The sequence below is a fragment of the Acidobacteriota bacterium genome (genome assembly GCA_016703965.1).
Classification (GTDB): Bacteria; Acidobacteriota; Blastocatellia; order Pyrinomonadales; family Pyrinomonadaceae; genus OLB17.
Window position 1 is genome coordinate 26,164 of record JADJBB010000028.1, and the last position, 6,149, is coordinate 32,312.

Consider the following 6,149-nt stretch of genomic DNA (forward strand, 5'->3'; position numbering starts at 1 on the left):
ATATGAGCTAGGCGGAAAATGCAGAAGGCAGTGTGCCAATCCCATCGAATTTTGCAGCGGGAGCGAACGACCGATGAGATGACTCGTATTGGGCTAGAATCATTTCAAGCTTCATCTCGAATTCGCGGATATCCAACTGGTCTGAGCCGTGATACAGAAGCCCGCCCAATTGCACCATATCAGCTGCCGAAATGTCACAGCATATTCTTGCCGCAGCACGGGCTAGACGGTCGGCAACTTCCTGAAACTGCACTCCCGAATGTCCTTTTATCCACCGCCAGGAGACATGATGCCCGTAGCATGCTTTGACCAGACGCGACCAAAACGAGCGGTTTGCACGCATGTGGTTTCGGCCCATCATCGTATCTATTACATATCTTGAGTCTGACACGATCTCTATACGACAATATCTGCGAAGCTGCTCCAACGCATACGTGCATGCAAGGATCTCGGCCTGCTGATTCGTGATCTGTCCCAAATATTTTGAAACCAGTTTTAGCTCCAGTCGGTTGTGATCAAGCATGACCACACCGCAGCCCGCCGACGAGTCGATTGCACCATTCCTAATGCGTGATGCATCCGCATAGATCGTCACAAGAGGCGCATATTCCGCCGCACTCTCTATCCCGCTTTTATTCTCAACTAACTTGGTAACGCTCATTGTCGACCTCTCGTTTTTCTCTATAGGAAACTGGGGCACGGCACCGACGCTATGCCCCAACTGGCAGAAACAACCTACCTCAGAACTGATCGATGAACGGCTCATTGACCGGTGCCTCGGGAACAGCCGTGCCCGTGAACTCGGGAACGTCCGGCTCGGGGCTGTCAGCAGTAGGTACTTGGTCCGTTTGGCCGTCCGAGCGGTTCGATCCGACAAACTCGAACGAGAAGAGCGAGATCTCGGCACCTGATCTGGGCTCGCCCTTATCTGTGCTCCACGGGCTGAACGAGAGCCTGCCGTGAACAAGCAGATGCGTTCCCTTTTTTACATGCTCGGCGAGCGTCTCCGCAGTCTTGCCAAAGGCAACCACATTGAACCAATGTGTGACCTGTACACGCCCTTCCGGGCCGTTCTTGAACGAGTTTGAAGCGATTGGAAAGCTCGCGACCGGCGTGCCCTTTTCCGAATATTTCAGGCTCGCATCGCGGCCCGCATTTCCGAGTATCGAGATATTTGCTGACATGGTTTTTTCTTGCTCCTTTTATGGTTTATTTGTTCTCCGAACGGAACGGCGATTCGCCATCTGCGAGAGTGTTTCCAGGCGTTGTGCCTAAATACGGCCGCCCTTTCGTTGAATATTGCTCTTCAATTTTCAGGCCGCATGCACAACCTTAACCTGTGTTCGCTGAACATTGGGCTGAGTGAAGAGGCTCGCCTGGATCGTGCGATTCGGCGCGAACGGTCTCGTTTAGTTCCGCGTCTCGTGCCCTCACCGCGTCCCACAATTTCTGTTTCTCCTGCCGCTTAAATGCCTTCGCCGCCGGGTCGTTATAGAGACCGAATTTCAGAAAACGTAGCTGTCCAAGAGTCGCCATTTCGACCTTTCGAGCCAGCGTTTTCGCGTCGATTGAAAGTTGATTCTTCAACCTAACTTCCTGAGATTTTGCGACGGTGTTAAGAGCCGTGAACTCCTTAAGGGAAAGGCTTTTGTGTTCCTTAAAATCTGCATACGCTTTTTTCTTAAGTTCGGCTAAATCAGCCGTGTCCGACGTTCCGCGAATCGCAAGGTAGGTTTCTTGATACGAATCGTGGCGAAGGCTTCGCAGATGAAAGTCAGAGTATTGACGCTGCCACAATAGGCGCAGGACAGAAGCGGCGTACTGCATCTCTTCAAAGTCAGGGTTGATTTCCTGATCTACAAGGATCTCGAAACTACCTTGCTTAAATGAGTAGATACGGCGTACCGAACGGATGACTTTGCTGTCGTAGATCTGATCAAGGGAAAGTGCTAGCCATTCCTCGAATTCTCGATCCGAGAACGGATGTCTCGAAGGCATTGCCCACCCAGCACAGCTGATCATTCGGCGTCTTTCCTGAACGGTGTTGCCGCCTAAAGAATGGCATACAAAGAGCTTTGGAAGCTGTGACGAAAGCTCTCTTTGATTCGTGTGGAAGACAGGTTTGCATCGATCTCACAATCAAGATCAAAGACCACCACCGAACGCTGGCTGGAACTCATCGTTATGCCAATCAGTCCGTTCTCATCAAACTGCTCAAGTTGATCGAAAGTCGTGAAGTCTCTGTCGAGTTCTTCGACTGATTTATCGCCGTCTTCCAGATAGAATTCGGCAAAGTCGTCGACCATCATGCGGCTGACCTTATGTCGTCCGACACGCCGCAGAACCGCCTGCATTTCATCATCGAAGTTCGGACATTTTGGCGGCAGCGGCCTGCGAGTCTTAGCAACTTCCTGAACTCGCCTTTGGTCTGCGACACAAAGTTTGTGTTCTCTTGTTCGAGATTCCTCGAAGCTGATCTCTCGATCTGCGGCAGTCGCCGTAGCAGCTTCTAACTGCATGCCGAGCAGTCCCATTTCGTGGAGAACCTCGCCAACACCTCGTCGCCTGATCTCACCGTAGTAATGGGCTGCGATCTGTTCGAATTCATACTGCCCGGCGTCCGGGCTCGCGATTGCTTTTACGCATCTAACGAACTCCTTAGCATCGGTCTCGTCGGACAAAACCTTCATCGCGTATTCGAGCGACATTATCCGCACGCGGTCCAACGCTTCCGGTTCAAGCTCATCGGCGATTCGAACGACAACATCGCCCAAGATCGAGAACTCTTCTAGCTCTCTTCGTCGCAACGGATGCGATGAAAGATGCGCACACCAGTCCTGCATAGGTGAGCCGGTATTGACCGGCATAAATGCCAGCATTTGGTTATTCGGAGCGTGCTTTCTGAGCTGTTCAATATTGATTCTTTCTGCCATAACTTCCTCTATTGGATCGGCGTGTTGCCGAATCGAAGACGCGTGTGATTAAGGGCCACATCTTCAGAACCCTGAATAAAAAGCACTTTCATTCAGGCTTGGGAAAATCCCTCTCAAGGTGCGAGAGAAGTGTGTTTAGGGAAACGAGATCGGCCGGCCATAAAGAAAGATCTCCTAGACGCTTTTGCAGATAAGCGAACGTAAGCGGTGCGGCTTTCGAGTTGAGCCCGGCCAGTTCCGATGCCGTTTGCTGGAATAACAATGACTTGGTCCGTCGTCGAACTTATGGATGCCAGAAGCTCGAAAGAATGATCGATCGCCGCTTTGTTTTGGTCGAATTCTAAATCCGTAAAGAACGCGCTGTGTCGACTACTCGGGAACTTCTTGGTCGGTATCCCGATTACACCGGTTCGCCCCGCATGGCCGCAGCCTGGCCGCCGAAGCCCTTTCCGGCGAGGTTGTCACCGAACAGGAATATGCGGTCGCGATTGGCTCTAACAAATCTCTAGAGATCCATCTCATTTTCACAATTCGATACTGCATAGCTGTCGTTTCTAGTTCAAAGCACTGCCGCCTAAAGAGGGCGATCTCTAGACGGCAGTTGAAAGCTAAATTGGGAATGGTTTAGTATGCGGCGGCCTGTTGCAGTTCCACTGGAGCGGTCTGTATCGTCTGCATTGCGACTCCGTCTCCTTCTCATCTCTTGGCTGGCCCGACAGGAATTGGAACTCCTGAAGCACGATCTCTGCTCCCGCCTGTGGAGATTCGTTCCTGATCCACCCACGGGTTAAAGGTCAGACGGCCCTGAACGTAAAGACGACTACCTTTTCGCACGTACCGAGCAAGTGTCTCCGCCTGCTTTCCGAATGCCGTCACGCGGAACCAGTCTGTCTTCTCGACACGTCCCTCCGCACTGTTCCTGAATGAATTCGAGGCCATTGAAAAGCTCGCCACGAGGGTGCCGTTATCCGTGATTTTTGTTTCCGGGTCTTCCCATGCCGATGATCGAAATATTTGCTGACATTTTCTTAATTCTCCGTGTGGTCAATTTTCGAGAAGCGTGTGTAACAACCTCGAAACCTTCTCCGAAGGCACACCTTTCAGCCGCTAATTATCTGCTTGATCTTCGAATCTTGTTGGGGACCGAAGGGACTTTGAGAATCGCGGAGCGTCTCCTGGGGGGCCGAAAGGCGATAGTTGGCTACTTGTGATCAACGGATTCGGGCGGCTCCATTTCACTTCTTGGGTTACAACCGCGTTCGATCAAATAGTTCCAACTGATTTCAACGTCTGACATCGGCTGCCATTTCGTTATCTGATAAAATAACGGGAAATAACTTTTTGAAGTTCGGAAAGTCCACTCAGCGATTATTAACTAAGACTCCGTATGAATGCTGTCGAAATCGAAGAAGCTGTTTCCATGCTCGCTGAGCAGCTTTCGACGCGGAAAGCTTTCCGTTCGCGTTCCTTGAGGTTTTTGGGAATAAGGAAACGACGATTCGACGGCTGAAGAGCGGAACCACGAACCAGTCGGACCTGCCCGGTGGGGTTCTTCAGCGAAATAACATTCACATCAAAGTTTGTCCCGAGGGAGAAGTTCCCACCCGCGTTGAGTCCCTGCGGCAGAGTCCGGCCACGGCGAAGCAGAAGGTCAAGTTTATCCTCGCCACGGACGGTAAAGCCTTTGAAGCCGAAAATATTGCGGATGGCAAAACGGTCGCTTGCGACTACGCTAAGTTCTCCGACCACTTTGGTTTTCTTCTCTGGCACTTGCTGGCATAACAACGGTCAAGCAAATTCGTGAGAACGCATTCGATATCAAGGCTACTGGCGGGCTGTTGAATCGGGTTTACATCGAGTTACTCAAGGAGAATCCGGATTGGGGGACCAAGGAGTTTCATGAGGACTTGAATCACTTAATGGCTCTCGGCTCATATTTTGCTTTTTCGCGGAGGACAATTGCATATTTAATGGTGAGGGACGGTCACCGCGACTATCGAGCAGATGAGCGAGCGGGATTCTTCGAACACCATGAGGTGCAATTTCCGGAACCTTCCAGTCTGATGAACACCAAGGTTTCAGAACGTGTGGCGGAGAATATCCGGGGCCAGCGAACACTTTTCCATACGTGAACGGTGGTCTTTTCTCCGGCAGTTCGATGTGCCTCGCTTCAGTCGTACCGCTTCGTTCATATTTGCTGCATGCGTCGGCAGTCTCGATTGACAAAGATCAACCCGGATATTTTCGGCTCAATGATCTGGTGGCGGTGGCCGATGATGCAGCGAACGCGGTGCGAGGGGTATGCATTACACCAGCGTGCCAAACATCCTGAAGGTTCTTAATCCGCTCTTTCCTCGATGACCTGCGAACCCAGCTTGAGGAAGTGGGCGACAATGCCTGCAACTCCTGAACCTGCGCCAACGCATCGCCTGAATTCGTGTCTTCGACCCGGCTTGCGGATCAGGTAATTCCTCGTTATCGCTTACAAGCAGATGCGGGAGATCGAAGCAGAGATCAACAAGCGGGCGAGGCGATGCAGAACCGTCCCACCTGACATCCCGATCAACAACTTTCGCGGTATCGAGCTTCGCAACTTCTTCTGGCCGAGATCGCCTGTCTCGCACTCCATCATCGCCGAGTATCAATCGGACTTACTTTATCGCGGTCAAAGCCTGCGCCGCCGAGTTTCAGCCGCTCGATGCTGCTAACTGGATCGTTTTCGGCAGCGCACGGTGGCTCGATTGGCTAAGCATCTGTCCACCGACCGGAACGGGCGTAAAGATATATGCCGATGACCTTTCAGCACGCCTCTGGACCGGCCAGCTTAGAATAATTTTGAGAATGAGGGGTGGGGAGACTTGAGCATTCGTGGGAACTCGCCGTATCTGGGAAATACTTGGCAGAGTAAAGAGCAGAAATCGGAAATTCGAGAGGTCAGTGAGGAACCGTACGAACTTCCAGGTTTTCTCGACTACGTGTCCGGTTGGTTCCTTAAGGCTGCGGACTGGTTGCAACACTCAAACGGTCGTGCTTCGTTTGTATCAACCAACCTCTATTTATTCAGGCAAATGGTACCTCTTTCTTTGGCCGATGATTTGGGAAGCCGGTGGTGAAATTCTGTCAGCTCGCCACTTCTTTCAAATGGTCGAACCTAGCTAGTCACAATGCCGGGAAGTAATCAATGGCTATAGTCTGTGTAGCTCTTCGGAATATCGA

Annotated in this window: 7 protein-coding genes; 1 reads left to right on the forward strand and 6 read right to left on the reverse strand. The window is 51.5% G+C overall.

Annotated elements, in window-relative coordinates:
- Positions 1-7 precede the first annotated feature (7 nt).
- The 6 genes from IPG22_23250 to IPG22_23275 all read right to left on the reverse strand — a co-directional run bounded on the left by IPG22_23250 (position 8) and on the right by IPG22_23275 (position 4,682).
- Positions 8-661: a reverse transcriptase-like protein gene (locus IPG22_23250; protein ID MBK6591183.1), complete on the reverse strand. Its 654-nt coding sequence runs from the start codon at positions 659-661 to the stop codon at positions 8-10.
- Between the two features lie 79 nt (positions 662-740).
- Entirely contained in the window at positions 741-1,184 is a 444-nt protein-coding gene (locus IPG22_23255; protein ID MBK6591184.1) for a single-stranded DNA-binding protein, read from the reverse strand.
- Between the two features lie 148 nt (positions 1,185-1,332).
- Entirely contained in the window at positions 1,333-2,022 is a 690-nt protein-coding gene (locus IPG22_23260; protein MBK6591185.1) for a hypothetical protein, read from the reverse strand.
- A 29-nt stretch (positions 2,023-2,051) separates the two neighbouring features.
- Entirely contained in the window at positions 2,052-2,933 is an 882-nt protein-coding gene (locus IPG22_23265) for a hypothetical protein (protein MBK6591186.1), read from the reverse strand.
- A gap of 696 nt (positions 2,934-3,629) precedes the next feature.
- Complete coding sequence (locus IPG22_23270; protein ID MBK6591187.1) at positions 3,630-3,887, reverse strand: single-stranded DNA-binding protein; 258 nt, start codon at positions 3,885-3,887, stop codon at positions 3,630-3,632.
- A 417-nt stretch (positions 3,888-4,304) separates the two neighbouring features.
- Positions 4,305-4,682, reverse strand: a complete 378-nt coding sequence (locus IPG22_23275; GenBank protein ID MBK6591188.1) for a hypothetical protein — start codon at positions 4,680-4,682, stop codon at positions 4,305-4,307.
- Between the two features lie 743 nt (positions 4,683-5,425).
- On the opposite strand from IPG22_23275, the gene IPG22_23280 reads away from it, so the two are divergent.
- Positions 5,426-5,641: a hypothetical protein gene (locus IPG22_23280; protein MBK6591189.1), complete on the forward strand. Its 216-nt coding sequence runs from the start codon at positions 5,426-5,428 to the stop codon at positions 5,639-5,641.
- Positions 5,642-6,149 lie beyond the last annotated feature (508 nt).

What these genes read in the sequence shown, in the direction of transcription:
- IPG22_23250 (MBK6591183.1), bottom strand. Translation starts at nt 661, where the DNA reads ATGAGCGTTACCAAGTTAGTTGAGAATAAAAGCGGGATAGAGAGTGCG.
- IPG22_23260 (MBK6591185.1), bottom strand. Translation starts at nt 2,022, where the DNA reads ATGATCAGCTGTGCTGGGTGGGCAATGCCTTCGAGACATCCGTTCTCG.
- IPG22_23255 (MBK6591184.1), bottom strand. Translation starts at nt 1,184, where the DNA reads ATGTCAGCAAATATCTCGATACTCGGAAATGCGGGCCGCGATGCGAGC.
- IPG22_23280 (MBK6591189.1), top strand. Translation starts at nt 5,426, where the DNA reads ATGCGGGAGATCGAAGCAGAGATCAACAAGCGGGCGAGGCGATGCAGA.
- IPG22_23265 (MBK6591186.1), bottom strand. Translation starts at nt 2,933, where the DNA reads ATGGCAGAAAGAATCAATATTGAACAGCTCAGAAAGCACGCTCCGAAT.